At 67.4% G+C, this 21848-nt stretch carries 16 protein-coding genes and 1 pseudogene; 10 read left to right on the top strand and 7 right to left on the bottom strand.

Annotation, left to right across the window (positions count from 1 at the left end; genetic code table 11):
• Positions 1–1009, top strand: a 1009-nt coding sequence (locus KBY78_RS06025) for a methyltransferase domain-containing protein (protein ID WP_315856638.1), incomplete at its 5' end; no start/stop codon positions are given.
• 33 nt (positions 1010–1042) lie between these two features.
• Here KBY78_RS06025 and KBY78_RS06020 read toward each other — a convergent pair.
• The 3 genes from KBY78_RS06020 to KBY78_RS06010 are packed head-to-tail and all read right to left on the bottom strand — an operon-like array spanning position 1043 to position 3896.
• On the bottom strand, positions 1043–1888 hold the full coding sequence (locus tag KBY78_RS06020) for a DUF547 domain-containing protein (protein WP_255142826.1): 846 nt from the start codon (positions 1886–1888) through the stop codon (positions 1043–1045).
• Entirely contained in the window at positions 1885–3210 is a 1326-nt protein-coding gene (locus tag KBY78_RS06015; protein ID WP_255142825.1) for a hypothetical protein, read from the bottom strand. Before KBY78_RS06015 ends, KBY78_RS06020 begins: the two co-directional genes overlap by 4 nt.
• A complete protein-coding gene (locus KBY78_RS06010) occupies positions 3207–3896 on the bottom strand; it encodes a glycosyltransferase (RefSeq protein ID WP_255142824.1) in 690 nt (229 codons plus the stop codon). The genes KBY78_RS06015 and KBY78_RS06010 overlap by 4 nt, the downstream gene beginning before the upstream one ends.
• Before the next feature lie 149 nt (positions 3897–4045).
• Here KBY78_RS06010 and KBY78_RS06005 point away from each other — a divergent pair, with 149 nt between their 5' ends.
• The 4 genes from KBY78_RS06005 (at position 4046) to KBY78_RS05990 (ending at position 9335) form a co-directional block, all read left to right on the top strand.
• Positions 4046–5302, top strand: a complete 1257-nt coding sequence (locus KBY78_RS06005; protein WP_255142823.1) for an MFS transporter — start codon at positions 4046–4048, stop codon at positions 5300–5302.
• Between the two features lie 41 nt (positions 5303–5343).
• The gene (gene ppk1 / locus KBY78_RS06000; protein WP_037981367.1) at positions 5344–7479 is read left to right on the top strand and encodes a polyphosphate kinase 1; all 2136 of its coding nucleotides are present in this window, start codon (positions 5344–5346) and stop codon (positions 7477–7479) included.
• A gap of 182 nt (positions 7480–7661) precedes the next feature.
• Positions 7662–8642 carry an RpoD/SigA family RNA polymerase sigma factor gene (locus tag KBY78_RS05995; RefSeq protein ID WP_255142822.1) on the top strand — a complete coding sequence of 327 codons (981 nt, stop codon included), beginning with the start codon at positions 7662–7664 and terminating at the stop codon, positions 8640–8642.
• A gap of 48 nt (positions 8643–8690) precedes the next feature.
• Positions 8691–9335 carry a hypothetical protein gene (locus KBY78_RS05990; RefSeq protein WP_006172689.1) on the top strand — a complete coding sequence of 215 codons (645 nt, stop codon included), beginning with the start codon at positions 8691–8693 and terminating at the stop codon, positions 9333–9335.
• Here the strand turns inward: KBY78_RS05990 and KBY78_RS05985 are convergent.
• The gene (locus tag KBY78_RS05985) at positions 9325–9666 is read right to left on the bottom strand and encodes a hypothetical protein (protein ID WP_255142821.1); all 342 of its coding nucleotides are present in this window, start codon (positions 9664–9666) and stop codon (positions 9325–9327) included. The two genes, KBY78_RS05990 and KBY78_RS05985, sit on opposite strands and share 11 nt — an antisense overlap.
• 141 nt (positions 9667–9807) lie before the next feature.
• On the bottom strand, positions 9808–10881 hold the full coding sequence (locus KBY78_RS05980; RefSeq protein ID WP_255142820.1) for a 3-deoxy-7-phosphoheptulonate synthase: 1074 nt from the start codon (positions 10879–10881) through the stop codon (positions 9808–9810).
• Between the two features lie 130 nt (positions 10882–11011).
• Between KBY78_RS05980 and acnB the strand changes: the two genes are divergently transcribed.
• The 5 genes and pseudogenes from acnB to KBY78_RS05955 all read left to right on the top strand — a co-directional run bounded on the left by acnB (position 11012) and on the right by KBY78_RS05955 (position 19684).
• Positions 11012–13639, top strand: coding sequence for a bifunctional aconitate hydratase 2/2-methylisocitrate dehydratase (acnB, locus tag KBY78_RS05975; protein WP_255142819.1), 2628 nt, complete (start codon positions 11012–11014; stop codon positions 13637–13639).
• A 77-nt stretch (positions 13640–13716) separates the two neighbouring features.
• Positions 13717–15159, top strand: a pseudogene (locus tag KBY78_RS05970) (ClC family H(+)/Cl(-) exchange transporter).
• A 20-nt stretch (positions 15160–15179) separates the two neighbouring features.
• Positions 15180–15629 carry a hypothetical protein gene (locus KBY78_RS05965; RefSeq protein WP_255142818.1) on the top strand — a complete coding sequence of 150 codons (450 nt, stop codon included), beginning with the start codon at positions 15180–15182 and terminating at the stop codon, positions 15627–15629.
• Between the two features lie 116 nt (positions 15630–15745).
• Positions 15746–17287, top strand: a complete 1542-nt coding sequence (locus KBY78_RS05960; protein WP_255142828.1) for a radical SAM protein — start codon at positions 15746–15748, stop codon at positions 17285–17287.
• Between the two features lie 27 nt (positions 17288–17314).
• Complete coding sequence (locus tag KBY78_RS05955; protein WP_255142817.1) at positions 17315–19684, top strand: S8 family serine peptidase; 2370 nt, start codon at positions 17315–17317, stop codon at positions 19682–19684.
• Positions 19685–19702: 18 nt separating this feature from the next.
• On the opposite strand, the gene KBY78_RS05950 is transcribed toward KBY78_RS05955, so the two are convergent.
• On the bottom strand, positions 19703–21010 hold the full coding sequence (locus KBY78_RS05950) for an O-antigen ligase family protein (protein WP_255142815.1): 1308 nt from the start codon (positions 21008–21010) through the stop codon (positions 19703–19705).
• A complete protein-coding gene (gene purU, locus KBY78_RS05945; RefSeq protein ID WP_255142827.1) occupies positions 21007–21843 on the bottom strand; it encodes a formyltetrahydrofolate deformylase in 837 nt (278 codons plus the stop codon). The genes KBY78_RS05950 and purU overlap by 4 nt, the downstream gene beginning before the upstream one ends.
• Positions 21844–21848 lie beyond the last annotated feature (5 nt).

The following is a 21848-nucleotide window of genomic DNA, read 5'->3' as shown; positions in this document are numbered from 1 at the left end:
TTACGGCAGCACCCTGGCCAGCAGCGCCGATCTGCGCACCAGCGCCTGCTGCGATGCCAGCGCGGTGCCCGCCACCCTCAAGCCCCTGCTCAGCCGACTCCATCCCGAAGTGCTCTCCCGCTACTACGGCTGCGGTCTGGTCTGCCCGCCGCTGCTGGAGGGCGCGCGGGTGCTGGATCTGGGCTGTGGCAGCGGCCGTGACGCCTACCTGCTCGCTCAATTGGTGGGGCCGGGCGGCACAGTGGTGGGGGTCGACATGACGGCTGAGCAGCTGGCAGTGGCCGAAGCCCACCGCGCTTTTCATGCCGAGTGCTTCGGCTACGACAACATCCGTTTTCTGGAGGGCTACATCGAGCACCTGGAGCAGCTCGAGCTGGAGCCCGGCAGCTTCGATGTGGTGATCTCCAACTGCGTGGTGAACCTCTCCACCGACAAGCTGGCTGTGTTGCGCGGGGTGCGGCGGTTGCTCAAACCCGGCGGTGAGTTCTTCTTCGCCGATGTCTACGCCGACCGGCGGGTGCCCCAGGCCTTGCAGGCCGACCCGGTGCTCTATGGCGAATGCCTCAGTGGCGCCCTCTACTGGAACGATTTCCTGCGTCTGGCCCGCCAGGCGGGCTTCGCCGATCCGCGCCTGGTGAACGACCGCCCGCTGGAGATCACCGATCCGGAGCTGGCCGAACGCACCGGTGAGCTGCGCTTCTTCTCCGCCACCTACCGGCTGTTCCAGATCGACGACCTCGAAGATGCCTGCGAGGACCACGGACAGGCCGTGATCTACCGGGGCACGATCCCCGGTCACCCCCACTGCCTCGACTTCGACAAGCACCACAGCCTGGAAACGGGCCGGGTGTTTCCCGTCTGCGGCAACACCTTCCGGATGCTCCACCAGAGCCGGCTGGCGCCCCATTTCGACTTCATCGGCGCCGACTCCAGCGCCCACTTCGGCCTCTTTCCCGGCTGTGGCAGCGTGATGCCCTTCACAGCGGCAGGCTCCGCCTCCTGTTGTTGAGGGCTTGAGTCCTGGTGCTGAACATTGCCGCACTCACTGGCGGTTGAGCGACCAGTCGTAGTCGAGGGTACCCAGGGCATAGCGGCCCTGGGCCAGGTAAGCGCGGTCCTCAGGGCGGACGTAATCGCCGATGAAGGCCAGGACCGCACTGTCCTTCACATGGCCGGGCACCGGAGCCGCTGTCGGGTTGGCCCGGCCCCAGTCCTCGCCGAACCAGCGGAAGATCGGCGAGATCAGCACCCGCTCCCCAGTCCGATCGATCCGCAGGCCATGGGGACCCTCCAGCCAGCGGCGCACCTGATCCTCCAGTTGCTGCTCCAGCCGCTCAGCCGCGTAGGGCTCCCGGCGCAGGGGCGGGCAGCTGTTGGCGGCACACACCAGGGCCGCATGGATGCGCGGTTCGTTGAAGTCCTTGCGCAGGATCTGATGCTCGATGGCATCGAGCGTGCGCGGCTGGCCCGCCACCTGGTGGCGGCGCAGGTTCCACACACCCCAGATGTCCTTGATGCTGGCCTTCAGCGGAGTCTCCTGGATGATCGAGGCCAGGGTCAGGGCGTTGTAGGCATTGAGCAGGAAGGCGATCTGCTTCGCCTCACTCCAGGAGCGGTAGCGCTCCGGGGGCACCGCGCCGATCACCGCCACATAGCGCTCCAGATCCTCTGGTCGGCGCTGAAGACCCTCGTAGTCCACCAGGCCCCGCTCGTTGACGTACTCCTGGAGCATCCGGGTGTAAGTCTCGCTGGAGTACGGCACAGCCGCGGCCGCCCCGGAGCCCGCCGTGCCGGCCGCACCGGAGCCCGGCACGGGGAAGGGCGGCAGCGAGCAACCCACCAGGGCGGTGGTCACTCCAGCCAGCAGAACCAGTCTCAGGGTGGTCATGGCACGGACGGGGTGGAGAGATCGGGGGGCTGGAGCCTGGCCTGCCTCAGCTGGGTGATGCCGAAGCCCGCCACGAACGGGACCCAGATCAGGGCGCGCTCGATCTCCAGAAGGTTCCAATCGGGTTTTCGGTGCAGCAGCACGAAGTAGATGAAGCCGCTCAGACTCACCAGCCGCACGCCCCAGTTCGCCGTGGGCACGGCAAAGGGCACGATCCAGCTGAAGTACCAGAGATGAACGATCGGCGAGAGCGTGAGCAGGGCAAACCAGTAGGCCTGCGCGAACCCGCCGAAGCGGCGGCAGCGCCACAGCAGCAGGGCCACCACAAGCAGCAGCGGCAGCAGATGGATGGCATTGCTGCTGCTGCTGGCCGGCCAGATCCGAGCCAGCAGATGGGGAACGAATTCAGCGCTGCGGGCCTGGGTCACGAAGGCCGAACCCGTGGGGATCAATGGGCAGCGGATCGAGTCGCAGTAGGCCATTGACCCCAGGCCGAGGGGCAGAAGCCCCAGCAGACCCAGCCCCAACGCCAGCAGCGCTCGGCCGCTGCGCAGCGCCAGCCAGCAGGGGTAGGCCAGCAGGGGCAGCGACACCCACTTGATCGCCACGCTCACGCCGATCAGCAGGGCGCCCAGGGCCCAGCGGCCAGCGAACCCTGCTCCTGATCCTGGTCCTGGCTCAGGTGGACGGTCGAACAGGAACCAGGCCGCCACCAGAGGCAGCAGAAACCAGCTGTCGTAGTGGGCACCGCCGCTGAAGCTGTAGATCACCAGGGGGTTCCAGGCCCAGAGCAACGCCGACGCCGCCCCGGACCGCCGGCTCAGCAGGGCACAGAGGCCCAGATCGCAGGCCAGGAAGGCCAGCTTGAACAGCAGCACCTGGGCAGGCACCAGGGTGAGCAGGCGAAAGCCGAGCTGCGTCAGGGGTGGGTAGATGGCCGTCACCGCTGGATGGTTGATCTGACCCCACCAGGCGGGCCGCAGGGCCTGCAGGGCAGTGGCGTCGGGAGCCAGCTCGTAGGGATTGAAGCCGTGCTGCTGGATCGTGCCTTCCCAGAGGTAACGCCAGACGTCATCGCCGGGCTCCATGGCCAGCAGCAGCAGCCGGGTGGCGATCGCCACCCCCCAGAACCAGACGGCCGGTAGCGCCACGATCCGCCAGGAGAGCGCGAAGCCCAGACCCATCACCGCCACGGCGCCCCAGAACGCCTGCAGGACCTGCCAATCACTGACCTGACCATGGGGCGCCATCCAGGCGGCTCCGCCCACCAGCAGCAGGGCGCACAACCGCCAGAGGTTCCGTTGGCTGGTCAGAGGTGTCATCGATTGAGCCCCCGACTGATCCGTGCCAGGTACAGACCCCCGAGGGTGCGCAGGATCACCTCCCCGGCCCGGAGGCTGCCCAGCAGCGATCCGGAGATCTTGGAGCGCCCCCCCTGGCGCGGCCGGTAACCCACCGGCACTTCGCGGATGCGGCAGCCCTGCTCCACCGCCCTCACCTGCATCTCGAGCGTCCAGCCGAAGCCCCGATCCCGCAGGGCGAGCGCCTCGAGGCAGGGGCGTCGGATCAGGCGCATCGGACCGAGATCCCGATATCTGTGACCCCAGCCCAGCTGGATCAGGCGGGTCGCCAGGCGGTTGCCGAAGCGCTGCAGCGGGGTCATCGCCCGCCGACCCTCCGCCCCAGCCAGGCGGTTACCCAGCACCAGATCCGCTTCTGCCGCCGCCGCCAGCAACCTGGGCAGCGCCGCCAGATCGTCGCTGCCGTCACCGTCGCAGAAGAAGATCCATTCCACAGCGGGCGGCAGTCCGCCCAGGCCACGCCAGCAGGCACGGCCATAGCCCGGCCTCGGCTCAACCACCACCTCGGCGCCGGCAGCGCTGGCCACCGCCGCGGTGTCATCGCCACTGCCGTTATCCACCACCCGGATGTGCTCCAGACCCTGACCGCGCAGCTCCTGGATCACCGCGGCGATGGCGGCGGCCTCATCGCGCGCGGGAATCAGCACCTGCAGGGAGGCGGCGGCTGGCCTGGGCGGCGGGGGGCGAATGAGTATCGGTCGGCTCGGGCAGTTCACCCCAGATGTACCGGCGGGTGGGGCGATCGGATCGTGCAGCCGCCCATGGGAAGGTAACGGCACTGTTGCGGGTCGTCGCCATGGGCTGGTCGCGCCCCTCCACGCGGTTCTGCATCTTCCTGACTCTGCTGAACGACCGTCTGGGGGAAAGCATCGTCTTTCCCCTGCTGCCCTTTCTGCTGGCGAGTTTCACCAGCGACGGGCGCACATTGGGCCTGCTGGCGGGCAGCTACGCCCTGGCCCAGTTCCTGTTCACCCCCCTGATCGGAGCCCTCAGCGACCGCTTCGGCCGTAAACCCGTCATCGCCGGCTGCGTGGCCGGCTCGGTGCTGGGCCTGGGGGGTTTTGCCCTGACCCTGTCCCTGCCCTGGCCGGCGGGCAGCGCCTGGCCCTTGCCTCTGCTCTTCGGCGCCCGGCTGATCGATGGGGTCAGCGGCGGCACCGCCGCCACAGCAGGCGCCGTGCTGGCTGACATCAGCCCTCCGGAGAAGCGGGCCAAGGCCTTCGGGCTGATCGGCGTGGCCTTCGGGCTCGGTTTCATCCTCGGGCCTGCCCTGGGGGGGCTGCTGGCGGGGGTGAATGTGACCCTGCCATTGCTGCTGGCCGTGGCGGTGGCGGCCGTGAATCTGGTGCTGGTGCTCACGGTGCTGCCGGAAACCCATCCCCCGGCCGCACGCCTGGCCCTGCCCCGGAAGCGGGAGCTCAACCCGCTCAGCCAGCTGATGCGCGTGTTTCGCAATCCCCGGGTGCGGCGGCTCAGCCTGGCCTTCTTTCTGTTCTTTCTCGGCTTCAACGGCTTCACCGCCGTGCTGGTGCTCTATTTCAAACAGGTGTTCGGCTGGGGGCCGGAGCTGGCGGCCATGGCCTTCCTGGTGGTGGGCGTGGTGGCCACAGTGGTGCAGGGCGGCCTGATCGGACCGCTGGTGCAACGCTTCGGCGAAGGGCGCCTCAGCCTGGTCGGCCTGGGGCTGGTGGTGGCGGGCTGCCTGCTGATTCCCCTGGCCACAGAGGCCAATGCTCTACCGGTGGTGTTCACGGCCCTGGCCCTGCTGGCCTGCGGCACCGGGCTGGTCACCCCCTGCCTGCGCAGCCAGGTGTCGCACCGGTTGGATGACAGCGGCCAGGGAGCGGCCCTGGGCAGCCTGCAGGGCCTGCAGAGCCTGGGCAGTTTCATCGGCCCGCCTCTGGCGGGTCTGGCCTATGACCTGGTAGGCAAGACCAGGCCGTTCTGGGCCGGCATCGCCCTGTTCCTGGTGGTGGCCTTGCTGGTGGCAGGAGGTGGCCCCCTCAGCAGCCTCCCGGCAAGCAAGCCCGCGACAGTGCCTCCCAGCCCTTGATTGCTACCTTCCCCCCCACAGCCCCAGCCATGGATCAGGTGATGAATGAACCCGTCGTGGCACCGGAGCTCTACATCAACCGCGAGCTGAGCTGGATCGCGTTCAACAGCCGCGTGCTGGCTCAGGCCCTCGACCCCACCACACCATTGCTGGAGCAGGCGAAATTCAGCGCCATCTTCAGCAACAACCTCGATGAGTTCTTCATGGTCAGGGTGGCGTCCCTGAAGTCGCAGCTGGAGGCGGGCCTCTCCACCCTCAGCGACGACGGACTCACCCCCAGGCAGCAGCTGGAGGCGATCCAGCAGAAACTGCGTCCACTGCTGGAGCAACAGCAGGCCCACTACCGCCATCACCTCAAACAGGAGCTTTTCAATCAGGGCGTTCAGCTGATCGACTACCAACGCCTGAACAAGCAGCAGAAGACCTGGGTCAACACCTACTTCCAGACCGCCATCTTCCCGGTGCTCACCCCCCTGGCGGTGGACCCGGCCCATCCCTTTCCGTTCATGAGCAACCTCAGCTTGAACGTGGCAGCCCTGATCCGCGATCCCGACACCGGGCAGCAGCAGTTCGCCCGGGTGAAGGTGCCCACCAAGACCCTGCCGCGCTTCGTCGAGATTCCCACCGAGCTCTGCACTCGCGAGCCCTCTCCCGTGTACACGGTGGTGCCCCTGGAACAGGTGGTGGCCTTCAACCTGCAGCTCCTCTTCCCCGGCATGACGATCGAGGGGCATTACTTCTTCCGCATCACCCGCGACGCCGACCTGGAGCTGCGCGACCTGGAGGCCGACGACCTGATGGAGGCCCTGCAGGAGGGCCTGCGCAAACGCCGCCGCGGTGGCGAGGTGGTGCGGCTCGAGGTGGCCAACGAGATGCCGGATGAGGTGGTGGATCTGCTGATGGAGGGCACCGATGTGGATCCGGCGGACCTCTACAGGATCAATGGGCCCCTGGGGCTTGACGACCTGATGCGCCTGCTGGCAATCCCCCTGCCCCAGCTCAAGGACAAGCCCCACCAGGGCCGCACGGCCACGGCCCTGGCCCGGGCGCAGAAGAGCCGCCTGGGGGATGGCTCGATCAAGGCGGAGGAGTTCGAAAGCATCTTCGCGGCGATCCGCCGCAGCGATGTGTTGCTCCAACACCCCTACGACCTCTTCTCCACCTCAGTGGAGGAGTTCATCAACCAGGCCGCCGACGACCCCTCGGTGCTGGCCATCAAGATGACCCTTTACCGCACCTCAAAGGATTCGCCGATCATCGCGGCGCTGATCCGCGCCGCCGAGAACGGCAAGCAGGTGATGGCCTTGGTGGAACTCAAAGCGCGCTTCGACGAGGACAACAACATCCAGTGGGCCCGCCAGCTGGAGCACTCCGGCGTTCACGTGGTCTATGGCGTGCTGGGCCTCAAGACCCACACCAAGATCATGCTGGTGGTGCGGAAGGAAAAAGAACGGCTGCGCAGCTACGTGCACATCGGCACCGGCAACTACAACTCCAAAACCTCCAGCCTCTACACCGACATTGGCCTGCTCTCAGCCCAGCCGGAGCTGGGGCAGGATCTGGTGGAGCTGTTCAACTACCTCACCGGCTTCTCAAAACAGCAGAGCTTCCGCAGTCTGCTGGTGGCGCCGGTCACCCTGCGCAAGGGAATGGAAGCTCTGATCCAGCGGGAAATCAGCCATGCCCGCGAGGGCAAGGGCGGACACATCCGCGCGAAGATGAATGCCCTGGTGGATCCAGCGATCATCGCCCTGCTCTATGAAGCCTCCCAGGCCGGGGTGGTGATCGAGCTGGTGATCCGCGGCATGTGCTGCCTGAGACCCGGGGTGCCTGGTGTGAGCGAAACGATCCAGGTGATCAGCATCATCGGCCGCTTTCTCGAGCACTCCCGGATGTTCTGGTTCGCCAATGCCGGTGCGGCGGAGATGTACATCGGCAGCGCCGATTGGATGCCACGCAACCTCGATCGCCGCGTCGAAGCGGTGACGCCGATCAAGAATCCGCAGCTGCGCGGCCAGCTGGAGCGCCTCCTGGACACCTACCAGAACGACAACTGCGCGGCCTGGGACATGCAGAGCGACGGCAGCTTCATCCAGCGACGACCCAGTGGTGAGCCGCGCTGCGCCCAGCTCGATCTGATCAAGCAGTGGCGCACGGGTCTGACAGCCCAGGCCTGAGCGTCCGCGGCCCAGGCTTTGCAACTGGTGTAGCGATGCCTACACCAGTTGCAAAATTGGCATCATGGATAACTCAATGAAGAAAAGTGGCTTTCCTCCTTTAGGGAATTTTCGGATTCATACAGCAGCCAACCTCCCGACCCTGCTACATTCCGCGCACAACACATCCGGAGGCTGGGGTGATGGGGACACCTTTGCAATCCACCCCTGCCACAGGCCTCGCTTCCAAGAAAGCGAAGCCAGCGGCACGGGTGGCCCAGCCCAAAACCGGAGGCGGTCGGCTCAGCGCCGATTCCATCGGTTGGTATCTGAGCAATATCGGCCGGGTTCCCCTGCTGACCGCAGCCGAAGAGATTGAGCTGGCTCACCACGTGCAGGCGATGAAGCTCCTGCTGGAACTACCCGACGCCTCACTCACCCCCCGCCAGCGTCATCAGATCCGCATGGGAGGCCGTGCTCGCGACCGCATGATGGCCGCCAACCTGCGTCTGGTGGTGAGTGTGGCCAAGAAGTACCAGAACCAAGGGCTGGAGCTGCTCGATCTCGTTCAGGAAGGAGCGATCGGCCTGGAGCGAGCCGTCGACAAATTCGATCCCGCCATGGGCTACAAGTTCTCCACCTATGCCTACTGGTGGATTCGCCAGGGCATGACCCGGGCTATCGACAACAGCGCCCGCACGATTCGCCTGCCGATTCATGTGAGCGAAAAACTCTCGAAGATGCGCCGCATCACCCGGGAGCTCTCGCACCGCTTCGGCCGCCAGCCCAACCGGCTGGAGCTGTCCCATGCCATGGGCATGGACATCAAGGATCTGGAGGATCTGATTTCCCAGAGCGCCCCCTGCGCCTCCCTCGACGCCCACGCCAGGGGCGAGGAAGATCGCAGCACCCTGGGCGAGCTGATCGCCGATCCGGCCAGCACCGAGCCCATGGATCACATGGACCGCTCGATCCAGAAGGAACACCTCGGCGCCTGGCTCTCCCAACTCAATGAGCGTGAGCAGGAGATCCTGCGGCTGCGCTTCGGACTGGAGGGCAAGGAGCCACTCACCCTCGCTGAGATCGGCCGCAAGATCAACGTCTCGCGCGAGCGTGTGCGCCAGCTTGAAGCCAAGGCGATCATGAAACTGCGGCTGATGAGCAACCTGCAGCAGGCTGCCTGAGCCAGGGCTGCTGCCAGTCTGGTCCCGCCTGCTGGGAGTCAACCCTTGATGGGAGTGGCTTTGGTGCTGCTGTGGCTGGCTGCTGTGCTGGGCTTGGCGCTTTGGGCGCGACGGCGCTGGCCCGATCAACCCGAGTGGAGTCGCAAACTGCTGCACATCGGCACCGGACCGGTGGTGCTGATCGCCTGGGCTGCAGGGATCGATCGCTGGATCGCCCTGCCGGCGGCGGCCCTGGTTACCCTGCTGGCGGCCCTGAACCACCGTTACCGCCTGCTGCCGGCCATCGAGGACGTCGGTCGCCACAGCTATGGAACGGTGGCCTACGGCGCCGCGATCACCCTGCTGCTGGCGCTGTTCTGGCCGACGCAGCCCCAGGCCGTGGTGGCGGGGGTGCTGGTGATGGCCCTGGGGGATGGCCTCGCCGGACTGCTGGGACCCCTGATCCCTTCACCGAGCTGGCTGATCCTGGGACAGCGCAAATCGGTGGTGGGCACCACAGCCATGGCTGGCATGGCCCTGATGGTGCTGCTGCTGCTGCGCCAGCTGGGGGGCTCCGGGCCCACCCCAGCCGTCCTGGTGCTGATCAGCCTGGGGGCCACCCTGCTGGAGCAGGTCGCCGTGCTCGGGCTCGACAACCTCAGCGTTCCCGTGGCCACGGGCCTGCTCTGGAGCTGGCTGACACTCAGGCCCTGAGCATCCCCTCGCAGCGGCGCTGCCAGTCGGTGGGGGTGCCGAGACCTGCCACCACCAGGCGATCGCTGGGCTCGGCCTTGAGACGCAGCTGCCACTGGCGAATCAACTCGGCCCGCTCCATCCAGGCCTGGAGCACCGTGGTCTGAATGCCCTCGGGATCCCAGCCCCGCTGGCGGGCTGAACCCAGGGCCCAGCCGAGCAGATCATCGAGCTGGAAGGGTCGGAAGCCAGCGAACACCGGCCCTTTGAATTCTTTGGAAGCGCCACTCTGCTCGAGATAGAACAGCTGGAGGGGTTCGCTCAAGCCGCAGAACTGGAGGAGATAGGACATTGCGTGACCTCCTGATGCATCACCGGATGCCTCAACGATGGCAACTTAGTGGCCCAGCCAGAATCAACTGTTCAACAGGAACATCCCGTTGCAAAGCATGATTCTGGCAGTCTCACTCTGGGAGTGCCAGAACTAATCCAATCAGACCGGCGCCAGGTTGGCGGCCTGGGCCTCTGCCACCGCTTCGGCCAGACCGTCAAGGACCGTGCGGGTGGTCTCCAGGTCGATGCAGGCATCGGTGATGCTCTGGCCGTAAGCGAGCTGACTCAGATCGGCAGGGATCTTCTGATTGCCGGCCACCAGGTGACTTTCGATCATCACCCCCATCACATGGCTGGACCCACCGCGCACCTGGCCGGCCACCTCGGCGAGCACCTCCCCCTGGCGCCGGTAGTCCTTGTTGGAATTGCCGTGACTGCAGTCGACCATCAGCCTCGCCGGGAGACCCTCCTTCTGCAGCGCAAGGGCCGCCTGCTCGATCGCCTCCGGGTGGTAATTGGTGCCTCCCTTTCCGCCGCGCAGCACCAGATGGCCATCGGGGTTGCCGGTGGTGGAGACGATCGCGGCATGGCCCAGCTGGCTGATGCCCAGGAAATGGTGGGGCTTGGAGGCGGCCTGCATGGCATGGATGGCCGTGACGGCGCTGCCGTCGGTGCCGTTCTTGAAGCCGATCGGCATCGACAGGCCCGAGGCCATCTCCCGGTGGGTCTGGCTTTCGGTGGTGCGCGCCCCGATCGCTGTCCAGCCGATCAGATCGGCGATGTACTGGGGCACCACCGGATCGAGCAGCTCGGTTGCGGCGGGCAGCCCCATCTCGGCCAGGTGCACCAGCAGGCCCCGCGCCAGGCGCAGGCCGGTGTTGATGTCGTAGCTGCCGTCGAGGTGGGGATCGTTGATCAGGCCCTTCCAGCCCACGGTGGTGCGGGGCTTCTCGAAGTACACCCGCATCACCACCTCCAGCTGGTCGCGGTGGCGCTCACGCACCTCGGCGATGGCATCGGCATAGGCCCGGGCGGCCTCCACGTCGTGCACCGAGCAGGGACCGACGATCACCAGCAGGCGGGAATCCTGCCCATGCAGAATCGGCTTGATCCGCTCACGGGCGTCAAGCACGGTGCGGGCCGCCGTCTGGCTCAGGGGCAGTTCGCGATGGAGAACCGCCGGTGCCACCAGCGGCCGTGTCTCCACGATGTGGAGGTCGGAGGTGGTGAGCATGCCGGGAGCGGTCGTGAACCGGGGGCCAATCTCACACCCTAGAGACTCCCTTCGCAGCATCTTTGGCAGCGACGGTGACTGAGGAGGGGCACTCGGCCAGAAACAATGGGCTCAACTCCATCGTTTCGCCATGCCCTCTTCAGAGAGTGTCACCGACCTGCTGGTCAGCTACCGCCAGGCGGAGGCGGAGCGTGCAGCCGTGGGCGTACCGCCCCTGCCCCTGACCGCCCCTGAGGTTCAGGCCCTCACCCAGCTGCTGGAGCAACCTCCCGCCGGTGAGGAGGCCTTCCTGCTCGATCTGCTCAGTGAACGCATCCCGCCGGGAGTGGATGAAGCCGCCTACGTCAAAGCCAGCTGGTTGAGTGCCATCGCCCAGGGACTGAGCGCGAGCCCCCTGGTGAGCCCGATCGAGGCCACCCGGCTGCTGGCCACCATGATCGGCGGCTACAACGTCGGCGCCCTGATCAGCCTGCTCGGCCACGGCAATGCCACCATCGCCGCCGAAGCGGCCAGCGGCCTCAGCCGCACCCTGCTCGTCTACGACTCCTTCCACGACGTGCTGGAGCTGGCCGGCACCAACCCCTGGGCCAAGCAGGTGGTGGAGTCCTGGGCCGCCGGTGAATGGTTCACCGCCAAACCCGCGCTGCCCGCCGAAATCACCGTCACGGTGTTCAAGGTGGAGGGGGAAACCAACACCGACGATCTCTCCCCCGCCACCCACGCCACCACCCGCCCCGACATCCCCCTGCACGCCATGGCGATGCTGGAAACCCGGATGCCTGGAGGCCTGGAGCTGATCGCCGAGCTCAAGGGCAAGGGCCATCCCGTGGCTTATGTGGGCGATGTGGTGGGCACCGGCAGCTCACGCAAGTCGGCGATCAACTCCGTGCTCTGGCACACCGGCACCGACATCCCCCATGTGCCCAACAAGCGCGGCGGCGGGGTGATCCTGGGGGGCAAGATCGCGCCGATCTTCTTCAACACCGCCGAGGATTCCGGCGCCCTGCCGATCGAGTGCGATGTCTCGGCGCTGAACTCGGGCGATGTGATCACGATCCGCCCCTACGCCGGCACGATCGAGCGGGCCGCCGGCGAAGCAGGCGCCGGTGAGGTGGTGGCCCGCTTCGAGCTCAAGCCGAGCACCATCGCCGATGAGGTGCGCGCCGGCGGCCGCATCCCCCTGCTGATCGGCCGCTCGCTCACCGACAAGGTGCGGACCCAGCTGGGCCTGGCGCCCTCGGAGCTGTTCATCCGCCCCGCGGCCCCGGCCGACACCGGCAAGGGCTTCACCCTGGCCCAGAAGATGGTGGGCAAGGCCTGCGGCTTGCCGGGCGTGCGCCCCGGCACCAGCTGCGAGCCCCTGATGACCACCGTGGGCTCCCAGGACACCACCGGGCCGATGACCCGCGATGAGATGAAGGAGCTGGCCTGCCTCGGCTTCTCCGCCGATCTGGTGCTGCAGAGCTTCTGTCACACCGCTGCCTACCCCAAGCCGGTGGACCTGAAAACCCACGCGGAGCTGCCCGATTTCATCAGCTCCAGGGGCGGTGTGGCCCTGCGCCCCGGCGACGGCATCATCCACAGCTGGCTGAACCGCATGCTCCTCCCCGACACCGTGGGCACCGGCGGCGACAGCCACACCCGCTTCCCCCTCGGCATCTCCTTCCCGGCGGGCTCGGGCCTGGTGGCCTTCGCCGCCGCCATCGGCGCCATGCCGCTCGACATGCCCGAATCGGTGCTGGTGCGCTTCTCCGGTTCGCTTCAGCCCGGCGTCACCCTGCGCGATGTGGTGAATGCCATCCCCTGGGTGGCGATCCAGAAGGGCCTGCTCACCGTGGCGAAGGCGGGCAAGATCAACGTGTTCTCGGGCCGGATCATGGAGATCGAGGGGCTCCCCGATCTCAAGCTGGAGCAGGCGTTCGAGCTCACCGACGCCACCGCCGAACGCTCCTGTGCCGGCTGCACGATCAAGCTCTCCGAAGCCACGGTGGCCGAATACCTGCGCAGCAACGTGGCGCTGCTCAAGAACATGATCGCCCGCGGCTATCACGATGAGCGCACGATGGCCCGGCGCATCCAGGCGATGGAGGCCTGGCTGGCCGATCCCCAGCTGATGGGCGCCGATGCCGACGCCGAGTACGCCGAAATCATCGAGATCAACCTCGATGAACTCACCGAACCGGTGCTGGCCTGCCCCAACGATCCCGACAACGTCAAGCTGCTCTCGGAGGTGGCCGGGGACCGGATCGATGAGGTGTTCATCGGCTCCTGCATGACCAACATCGGCCACTACCGCGCCGCCGCCACCGTGCTGGATGGGGCGGGCACCAGCGCCGCCAAGCTCTGGGTGTGCCCCCCCACCCGCATGGACGACGAGGTGCTGCGCGCCGAGGGGTACACCTCCAAGTTCGAGGCCGCCGGCGCCCGCATGGAGCTGCCCGGCTGCTCCCTGTGCATGGGCAACCAGGCGCGCGTCGACGACAACACCACCGTGTTCTCCACCAGCACCCGCAACTTCAACAACCGCCTCGGCAATGGCGCCCAGGTGTACCTGGGCAGCGCCGAGCTGGCGGCGGTCTGCGCCCTGCTGGGCCACATCCCCACCCCAGCCGAGTATCTGGAGATCGCCGCGGCCAAGATCGATCCCCTCTCAGGCCAGCTCTACCGCTACCTCAACTTCGATCAGATCGAGGGCTTCGAGAACCAGGGCCGGGTGGTGAGCAGCGAAGAGGAGGCCAGGGTGCTGGCGGAGGTCTGACCCTGAACACGGAGCGCCACGCCCCCACCCTGGTCCAACCCCAGAAAGAGCGGCTGACCACCTCCACCATCCGGCGGATGCTGGAGGAGCACTGGCTCAAGGTGATCCTGGCGCTGGTGGTCACCGGACTGGGGGCCGCCACCGCGGCCCTGCTGTTCAAGCTGGGGCTTGATGGGCTGGGGCGCCTGCGCCTGCGCATGCTCGTGCTGGGCCCCGACTGGCTGCTGCTGCCGGCCATCAGCGGCGCCGGCGGCCTGATCGCCGGCCTGCTGGTGCAGATCGGCGCCCCTGCAGCCCAGGGCTCGGGGATCCCCCAGGTGATGCAGTTCCTGCGCGGGCGGCCGATCCCGATGGGCTTCGAGGTGGCGGCGGTGAAGCTGGTGGCGGGGATCGTGGCCATCGGCAGCGGTTTCCCGCTTGGCCCCTCCGGCCCCTCGATCCAGATGGGCAGCTCCGTTGGCTGGGTGATGGCCCGCCTGCTCAAGGCACCCAACGCCTTTCGTCGCATGATCGTGGCGGCCGGCGGCGGCGCCGGCATCGCCGCGGTGTTCAATGCGCCGATCGGCGGCTTCTTTTACACCCTCGAGGAACTGCTGCAGGGGGCACGGCCCGTGGTAATGCTGCTGGTGCTGGTCACCACCTTCTGGGCCGACACCTGGGCCGATCTGCTCGGCCTGGCCGGGCTGGGGATGCACAGCACCGGCTGGAATCTGGGCCGGGGCTTCGTCCTCGAGCGGCAGGTCACCACCTATGTGTAGGTGCTGCCACTGGATCTGTTGGTGCTGTTCGTGGGCGGGGCCCTGGTGGCGGCGGGAGCGGAGACCTACTGCCGCTTCGTGGTCAGGCTGCACAACTGGCGGCGCCAGCTGGGCATACCCCTGGCTGGGGCCATGGCCGCGGCCGGGGTGGTGCTCGGGGTCGTCGACGCCCTGCTGCCAGCCGATTTCATCAACCGTGCCGGCATCCGCCAGGCCGTGGCGGAGGGCGACATTGACATCAGCAAAGCCCTGGCCATCTTTCTTGTGCTGTTCGTGAGCACGGGTCTGGCGGCCGCCGCAGGCACCCCCGGCGGACTGTTCGCGCCGATGCTCACCCTCGGAGGCGCCCGGGGCCTGGCGGCGGCCGGGATGATGGAGCAGGTGGGGATCAGCGCCCCGAACACCACGATCTTCGCCGGGATGGCGGCCTTCATGACCGCCTGCGCGCGCACGCCGATGACGGCCACCTTCCTGACCTTCGCCCTCACCAAGGAGCTGCTGCTGCTCAAGCCCGTGCTGGTGGCCAGCCTGGGCAGCCTCGTGGTGGCCCGGTTGCTGCATCGCCAGTCGATCTTCCAGCGGTTGATCCCTCCGGCCCCCCCCGCAGCGCCAGCGGCAAGGGCGTCGGCGGGCTGTCGGTGCTGTCGGTGCCGCTGCGGCCGCGGCCGCTCTGAGGCGCGCGAAGCCCCAACCGGCACTTTTGTAGCTCAAGTTACAAACTGGCGTGTCATCGGACGCTGCTGGTTTCGCTGCATACCTTGAGGACCGTCTGCTCCTCCACCATGAACACCACACGTCTCTGGACCCGCTCCGCCTGGAGTGGGGTGATCCTGGCTTCGCTGCTGCTCACCAGCTGCCAAGGCGCGAAGGACGGCATGAAGCCGGCTGGTGACGGCATGGGGGATGCGGCCAAGCAGGCGGCCGGTGATGCCGCCAGAACCGCCGTGACCCCGGCCCTCGCTCCCCTGATGGACATCCTCAACAAAGGCGAACGCCAGATCAAGGCGGGCGACATGCAGGCCGCCATGGTCACCATGGGCGGGTTTGAGGGGGTCTTCAAGAAGGTGGGGCCCCTGATCCAACCCCTGGCGGGCGACAAGTGGCCCGCCATCGAGGCCGCAGCCCAACAGGTGCTCAGCACCTTCGGCGGCGCCACTCCCCCCACCGCCGAGAGCGGCAGTGGAGCCATCACCGGCCTGATGGGCCTGCTGAACGGGCTCAAGACCCCCTGAGCAACGGCCAGTCCCCAGGGGTGACAGCCTGGGGTCACTGCACCGATGACCTTTCCCTGGACCAGGAGACCCTGCTGTTCGAGCCTGCCCAACCGGCCGCCCATGCGCTGCGCACCGTGCTGGCCTTCCCCAGCACCTACTCAGTGGGCATCACCAGCCTCGGTTTTCAGGTGGTCTGGGCAACCCTGGCGCGGCGGTCCGACCTGGACGTGCGACGTCTGTTCACCGACCGGGGCGACCCCCCCCACCGGCACTGCGACCTGTTCGGGCTCTCGCTCAGCTGGGAACTGGATGGGCCGGTGCTGCTGGACCTGCTGGAGCAGCAGCGCATTCCGCTCTGGAGCCAGCAGCGGGGTGAAGACGATCCGATCGTCTTCGGAGGCGGGCCGGTGCTCACCTTCGACGCCGTGCTGCTGGGTGACGGCGAACAGTTGCTGCCCGACTTCGTCGAGGCGGTGATCGCCCAGCGCCACGCCCCACGGGCGGAGCGGCTGCGGGCCCTGGCCCGGGTGCCGGGGGTGTACGTGCCGGCGCTCTACGCCCCGCGCTACAGCTCCGATGGTCAGCTGCTGGGCGTTGAGCCCACAGAAGACGGCATCCCGGCGACCGTGGCCAAACAGACCTGGCGGGGCAACACCCTCAGCCACTCCACGGTGATCACCCCCGAGGCGGCCTGGCCTTCGATCCACATGGTGGAGGTGGTGCGCAGCTGCCCCGAGCTCTGCCGCTTCTGCCTGGCCAGCTACCTCACCCTGCCCTTCCGGACGCCTTCCCTAGAGGATGGACTGATCCCGGCGGTGGAAAAGGGGCTGACCGCCACTAAGCGTCTGGGCCTGCTGGGGGCCTCGGTGACCCAGCACCCCCAGTTCGACGACCTGCTGGCCTGGCTGGATGGTGACCCCTTCGACGGCACCCGGGTGAGCGTCAGCTCGGTACGGGCGGCCACGGTGACCCCCCAACTGGCCCGGATCCTGGCCAAGCGGGGCAGCAAATCGCTCACGATCGCGATTGAGAGCGGCAGCCAGCGCATGCGCGATGTGGTGAACAAGAAACTCAGCCAGGAGGACATCTTTGCGGCCGCCCGCTATGCGAAGGAGGGTGGCCTCACGGGCCTGAAGCTCTACGGCATGGTGGGATTACCCACAGAGTGCGACGAGGATCTTGAAGCCACAGCCGATCTTCTCCTGTCCTTGAAAAAGGCCACTCCAGGATTGCGGCTGACCCTGGGAGTGAGCACCTTCGTCCCCAAGGCCCACACCCCATTCCAGTGGGAAGGGGTCCGGCCAGAGGCGGAGAAACGCCTGAAGCTTTTGGCGAAACGGCTCAAGCCACGAGGCATCGAGCTACGCCCGGAGAGCTTCGGATGGAGCGTGATCCAGGCTCTGCTCTCCCGCAGCGACCGACGCCTGGCACCAGTGATCGCCGCGGTGCGGGGCCGTCACGGCAGCCTGGGGGGATGGAAGGCCGCCTACCGGGGGGCGCGAGCAGGTGAAGCCGAGGCCGCCCCGGGGGCGTCGCAGCCGCCACCACCCGCCTGGGAGGCGGTGATCCACGCCAGCTGGCAGCCCGATGCAGTGCTTCCCTGGGAGCACCTGGAGGGGCCCCTGGCCAAGGCCACCCTGCGGCGGCACCGTGGGGACGCCTTCAGCCAGACTTAGACTGAAGCCAAGAAATGATCAAGAACGATGGGTCAGGCACAAGGCGCGACTGGCCAGGCTCGCGTCAGGGCAGCCATTCCAGGCCTCAGCTGGGAGCTTGAAGCGGACAGCCTGGCCCCGAGCAGCCAGGCCAGCGGTGGGGATGATCCATCCCAGAACCTACTGGTGCAGTGGCGTCCGCACACGACGGCCGCCAGTCGCGGTGCCATCCACCGCGAGCTGGGGGGAACCGTGCTGCGCTCGATCCACACCCTCCCGATGGAACTGAGCGGGGAAGGGGTGCTGGATGTGGTGCAGGCCCCCCCAGGCGCCGACGCCCGTGAGCGCCTGCTGCGGGCCTACGGGCAGCGCCCTGAGGTGACCTTCGCCGAGCCGGACGGCCAGGTGGGCATCCAGCTGGTGAGCAACGATCCCTCCCTCGGCTCCCTCTGGGGAATGCAGAGCACGGGCTACGGCACCAAGGCCACCACAGCCTGGGAGAACGGCGTCACCGGCACCACCAACACCGTGGTGGGCATCGTTGACACCGGCATCGACTACACCCATCCCGATCTCTATCTCAACATCTGGCTGAACCAGGGCGAGATCAAGGGCCTGGGCTTCTTCAACACCCTGGTGGACACAGACAGCGATGGCCTGATCACCTTCCGCGATCTGAATAACAGCACCAACCGCACAAATTCCACCGCCAAGCTCACCGACTGGAATGCCAACGGCTATATCGACGCCGGCGATCTGCTCGATAACCGCTCCGGCTGGGAAGATGGCCTCGACAACGACGGCAACGGCTACAGGGACGACCTGATTGGCTGGGACTTCGTCAACAACGACAACGACCCCTACGATGACAACAACCACGGCACCCACGTGGCCGGCACCATCGGCGGCGTGGGCGGCAATGGCGAGGGCGTGGTCGGTGTGAACTGGCAGGTGCAGATGGCGGCCCTGAAGTTTCTCTCCAGCTCGGGCAGCGGCAGCGTCAGCAACGCCGTGCTGGCGGTGGACTACTTCACCACCGCCAAGATCCAGGCGGGCCAGCGTGATGAAACCGGCCAGTTCGTGGGCACCAACAACTCCTGGGGCGGCGGCGGCTATTCCAGTGCCCTGGCCAATGCGATCAACCGCGCCAACCAGCAGGATCTGCTGTTCATCGCGGCGGCCGGCAACAACGGCTCCAACAACGCTTCCACGGCCAACTACCCCTCCAACTACACCAGCAGCAATGTGATCGCCGTGGCGGCCATCACTAGCAGCGGTGACCTGGCCAGTTACTCCAACTACGGGGCCGTGACGGTGGATCTGGGGGCGCCCGGTTCAGCCGTTTACTCCACCGTGCGCGGGGGCTATGCCAGCTACAACGGCACCTCGATGGCCACACCCCATGTGACCGGAGCGGCGGCGCTGCTGAAATCGGCCTATCCCACCGCCAGCGCCGCCCAGATTAAGCAGGCTCTTCTCGACTCGGCGGCCCCCACCACCTCCCTGAGCGGCAAGACCGTGAGCGGCGGCCGGCTCGACAGCGCCGCCGCCCTGGACCGGCTGGGCACACTGGTGGGCCCACCGACACCGCCGCCGGGCCCGAGCCTGCCGGTGGTGTCGGTGGCGGCCAGCGATGCGGCGGCGGCCGAGGCCGGCGAGGATCCCGGCAGTTTCACCTTCACCCGCAGCGGCGGCGACCTCGCCCAGGCCCTCTTGGTGAATTTCAGCCTGGGCGGCACCGCCACCTCTGGACTCGACTACACCCCAGGCCTCGGCACCAGCATCAGCTTCGCCAGCAACCAAACCACGGCGACCCTCACGATCACCCCCATGGACGACACGGAGGTGGAAGGGCCGGAAACCCTGACCCTCACCCTGGTGGCCGATGCCGCCTACAGCATCGGCACGGCCTTGGCCACGATCACCATCGCCGACAACGACAGCGCCGCACCCCCATCACCCATCGACCTCACCCTCTGGGGCACCACCGCCAACGACACGATCACCGGCAGCAGCGGCGACGATCGGCTCGCCGGGGTTCCCGCCACCGGCACCGGCCTGACGAATTTGGGCCGCGGCCAGATCGACACCCTCACCGGCGGTGCCGGCAGGGATACCTTCCTGCTGGCCGACAGCCGGGGCACCTTCTACACCGACGGCTCCAGACGCTCCCAGGGCACGCGAGACTACGCCCTGGTCACCGACTTCAATTCCAACGAGGACTCACTGCAACTGAAAAGCGGCTACCAGTATCTCTCGCGCTTCTCCAATGGCGCTACCGAGATCTATCTGGGCAACGGTGACAACCGCTTCAACAGCAGCGATGAACTGATCGCAAGGCTGCAGGGCGTGAATCTCACCCCCGCCTCGGGTGTATACATTCTCGGCACCAGCAACAGCTGGACGGCCTTCGTGTAAGTACGGGTATAAGTCACGTTACGGCGGGGGCTCTCCAGGCCCGCCGTCGGCAAGACGGCCGCCCGGGGGCCGCCCCTCAAAACCCCGCAACCCCGCCAGCAGCACCCAGCCGGCGATGTTGATGCGGCTGTCGTAGAGCGGGATGTCGGTGGCGTGGAGCGCCATCAGCACTAGGAAGGCCGCCCACCAGGCCCGCTCGAACACGGTGCCACTGGCCATGCCGCGGCGGGCCGCCTGAATCTGCAACGCCAGCACCAGTCCCACCAGCAACACCGCCACCAGAACCCCATGGCTGACCGCCAGGTCGATCGGCAGGTTGTGGGGATGACCATGCCAGATGCCGGCGGTGCGCAGGGGGTAGATCACACTGAAGGCGGCGGCGCCCCATCCCAGCCAGGGACGCCCCCTTACCAGCTGCAGGGCCACTCCCCACTGGTTGACCCGGGTGATGGCCAGGGGCCGGCGACCGGCGAACTCCAGATCGCTCAGCCGCTCCCAAATCACACCGGGAACCAGGGCCCGGGCCGGGGCCTGCAGCACCAGCGGCACTCCCGGCAAGCTGGCCAGGCCCACGGGAATCAACAGAAGCAACAGGAGGGGAAGCAACCAGATCCAGCGGGCCGGGCCCGCCACCAGAGGAAGCGCCAGCACCAGGGCCCCCCAGGCGTTGCGGGAGTCGGTGAGGGCCATGGCGGCCACCAGGCCCACGGTGATCAGCAACGCCGGCAGGCGCTTCCTCCACGACTGACGGCGCTGCAGCAATGCCGCCAGGGCGAAGGGCCAGGCCAGGGACAGCCAGGCTCCGGCGATGTTGGCGTAGTCGAACAGTCCGGCCATGCGCCCGCGCGGGTTCCCACCGGCCTTGAGGTGCCAGATAATCGCCCCCCCCAGGACCTGGAATGGTCCACTCCAGCCCCAGAACAGTTGCCCCAGGCCGGTGACGATCACCGGCACAGTGCCGGCCACCAGCCAGAGGGCCACCCGGCGGCGGGCCGGGGCCGAGACCAGGTAAGGCTGAAACCCCCAGAACGCCCAGAAGAAGGGGAGCCAGTTGGCCAGACCCACCCAGGCCAGCCAGCCGCTGGAGGCGGTGAAACAGCCCAGCACCATCAGGGCCGACACCAGCAGCAGCACCTGGTTGACCCGATCCCGCCACCAGGGCAGGCGCTGGCGGCAGCCAAGGATCAGGGCCACCAGCAGGAGCACCCCGGCCAGCAGGGCCGAACTGGCCAGCAGCAGCAAGCCCAGCTGAAAACAACGCCAACCCAGGGGCGAGGCACCCTCGGGCCTGGCCGCATCAAGGCGCCGCAGCCACTCCTGCCTCACGAGAACACGGCAGTGCGACCCCGGTAGACCATCACCTGGCGGCGCAGGTGCAGGCGCAGGGCCCGGGCCAGGGCCAGCCGCTCCATGTCCCGGCCCTTGCGGATCAGGTCGTCCACTTCGTCCCGGTGGCTGACGGCCACGGTGGCCTGCTCGATGATCGGTCCGCCATCGAGATCCTCGGTCACGTAGTGAGCGGTGGCCCCGATCAGTTTCACGCCTCGCTCCCAGGCCCGATGGTAGGGCTGAGCCCCCTTGAAGGCCGGCAGGAAGGAGTGGTGGATGTTGATCACCGCGGGAAAGCGGGCCAGGAAATCTGGAGTGAGCACCTGCATGTACTTGGCCAGCACCACCAGCTCGATGCCGTGCTCCTCGAGCAGCTGCAACTGCGCCCGCTCGGCCTCGGCCTTGGAGGAGGACTGAACCGGCACATGCATGAAGCTGGCGCCAAAATCCTCGGCCAGGGCCTGGAGATCGGGGTGATTGGAGATCACCAGCGGCACCTGCATCGGCAACTCCCCGGCCCGGGTTCGCCAGAGCAGATCCACCAGGCAGTGATCCTGCTTGCTCACGAAGATCGCCACCCGCGCTGCGGCGTCGGAGAAGTGGAGCTGGCCCACGCCACCGAGCCGCTCCGCCAGGGCCGTCACCGCCGGCGCCACCGCCTCCCGCGGCAGTCCGAAACCTTCCAGCTGCCACTCGATCCGGCTGAGAAACAGCCCGGCGCCGGCGTCGGTGTGGTGATCGGCATGGCGGATGTTGCCACCGTTGGCCGCCACCCAGCCGGAGAGCGCACTGACCAGACCGGGACGGTCGGGGCAGATCACCTGCAGAATCGCTG

It is taken from the genome of Synechococcus sp. EJ6-Ellesmere (assembly GCF_024345875.1).
GTDB classification, from domain to species: domain Bacteria; phylum Cyanobacteriota; class Cyanobacteriia; order PCC-6307; family Cyanobiaceae; genus Regnicoccus_A; species Regnicoccus_A antarcticus.
The sequence above is the reverse complement of the archived record's forward strand: the minus strand, read 5'-3'. Positions and strand labels throughout refer to the sequence as shown.

What these genes read in the sequence shown, in the direction of transcription:
- KBY78_RS05995 (WP_255142822.1), top strand. Translation starts at nt 7,662, where the DNA reads ATGGGGACACCTTTGCAATCCACCCCTGCCACAGGCCTCGCTTCCAAG.
- acnB (WP_255142819.1), top strand. Translation starts at nt 11,012, where the DNA reads ATGCCCTCTTCAGAGAGTGTCACCGACCTGCTGGTCAGCTACCGCCAG.
- KBY78_RS05980 (WP_255142820.1), bottom strand. Translation starts at nt 10,881, where the DNA reads ATGCTCACCACCTCCGACCTCCACATCGTGGAGACACGGCCGCTGGTG.
- KBY78_RS06005 (WP_255142823.1), top strand. Translation starts at nt 4,046, where the DNA reads ATGGGCTGGTCGCGCCCCTCCACGCGGTTCTGCATCTTCCTGACTCTG.
- KBY78_RS05955 (WP_255142817.1), top strand. Translation starts at nt 17,315, where the DNA reads ATGGGTCAGGCACAAGGCGCGACTGGCCAGGCTCGCGTCAGGGCAGCC.
- KBY78_RS05985 (WP_255142821.1), bottom strand. Translation starts at nt 9,666, where the DNA reads ATGTCCTATCTCCTCCAGTTCTGCGGCTTGAGCGAACCCCTCCAGCTG.
- KBY78_RS05990 (WP_006172689.1), top strand. Translation starts at nt 8,691, where the DNA reads ATGGGAGTGGCTTTGGTGCTGCTGTGGCTGGCTGCTGTGCTGGGCTTG.
- ppk1 (WP_037981367.1), top strand. Translation starts at nt 5,344, where the DNA reads ATGAATGAACCCGTCGTGGCACCGGAGCTCTACATCAACCGCGAGCTG.
- KBY78_RS06020 (WP_255142826.1), bottom strand. Translation starts at nt 1,888, where the DNA reads ATGACCACCCTGAGACTGGTTCTGCTGGCTGGAGTGACCACCGCCCTG.
- KBY78_RS05965 (WP_255142818.1), top strand. Translation starts at nt 15,180, where the DNA reads ATGAACACCACACGTCTCTGGACCCGCTCCGCCTGGAGTGGGGTGATC.
- KBY78_RS06015 (WP_255142825.1), bottom strand. Translation starts at nt 3,210, where the DNA reads ATGACACCTCTGACCAGCCAACGGAACCTCTGGCGGTTGTGCGCCCTG.